At 67.5% G+C, this 1459-nt stretch carries 1 protein-coding gene; it reads right to left on the bottom strand.

The window, feature by feature from the left end; translation table 11 throughout:
• Positions 1-1459, bottom strand: a 1459-nt coding sequence (locus AC5RWX_RS33300) for an amino acid adenylation domain-containing protein (protein ID WP_494100428.1), incomplete at both ends; no start/stop codon positions are given.

A 1459-nucleotide genomic window follows, 5' to 3' on the forward strand; every position in this document is an offset into this window, starting at 1 on the left:
CCCGGAGCGCAGAAACGAGTTGGGCCGCCGCCAGTGATCCACCGCCGGCGGCGAAAAAGTCTGCATTGAGGCTGGTTGCGTTGACGCCGAGCACAGCGGCCCATTGGTCAACAATCCACCGGGCGTCGTCTGGAAGGTTCAGCGGGGCATGGGCTGCATCCTCGGCGCCGGAACCGGCAAGCGGCCACGGCAGGGCGTGCCTGTCAACCTTGCCGCTGGTCTTGGTGGGCAAGGAGTCGACCACGGTCAGCAGCGGAACGAGGGCTGCGGGAAGGCTGGCAGCCAGGAGCTGGCGGGCAACCGCCAGGTCAGGTTCCGCAGCCCCGGCGGGCGCCAGGTACCCCACCAGGATCTGGTTACCGGCCGCCGTCGTCCGGACAGCAGCCGCAGCGCCGGCGATGCCGGGCAGCGCCTGGAGCGCTGCATCCACTTCGCCCAATTCGATACGGCGTCCACCCAGCTTGACCTGTTCATCGGCGCGGCCCATAAAGACGAGTCCCTCGGCTTCATAGCGGACATGGTCGCCGGAGCGGTAAGCGCGGTCCCAGCCAAGAGTCGGAAACGGGGCATACTTTTCGGCATCCTTGGCGGCGTCCAGGTAGCGGGCCAGCCCGACGCCGCCGATGATGAGTTCGCCAATGGCTCCTTCGGGGACGGGAATTCCGTCGGCGTCCACCACCGCCAGATCCCAGCCGTCCAGGGGCAGGCCGATCCGGACAGGACCCGCACCGCCCAGGGGAGCAGCACAGGCAACCACGGTGGCCTCGGTAGGGCCGTAGGTGTTCCACACTTCCCGGCCGTCAACGGCCAGCCGCTCAGCAAGTTCCGGTGGGCAGGCTTCACCGCCGAAAATCAGCAACCGGACGTTTTCGAGTGCTTCGGCAGGCCACAGGGCAGCCAGGGTGGGAACGGTGGACACAACAGTGATGCCGTGGCTGATGAGCCAAGGGCCCAGGTCCATGCCGGTGCGGACCAGGGCGCGCGGTGCGGGGACCAGGCATGCCCCGTGCCGCCATGCCAGCCACATCTCTTCACAGGACGCATCAAAGGCAACGGACAGCCCTGCCAGGACCCGGTCCGACGTTCCGATGGGCTCCGCCGCAAGGAAAATCCGTGCTTCGGCGTCCACGAAGGCCGCCGCGGAACGGTGCCGTACGGCAACACCCTTAGGGGTTCCCGTGGAGCCTGAGGTAAAGATCACCCAGGCGTCGTCGTCGGCGTTTGCGGTACGGGCAGCGGGGAAGGGCGAGGGCCTGCTGCCGGTGAGTGCCACCCCGCTTTCCGTGACGACGGCGGCAACCTTGGCTTCGGCGAAGACCAGCCTTGCGCGTTCCTCGGGATCGTCTGCATCCACAGGGACGTAGGCGGCGCCAATGAGCAGGATGGCAAGGATGGAGATGTACAGCTTGTTGGTGCCCGACGGGATCCGCACGCCGATTCTGTCGCCGGCGCCGAGCCC

This window comes from Arthrobacter sp. SPT-J7, assembly GCF_059089965.1.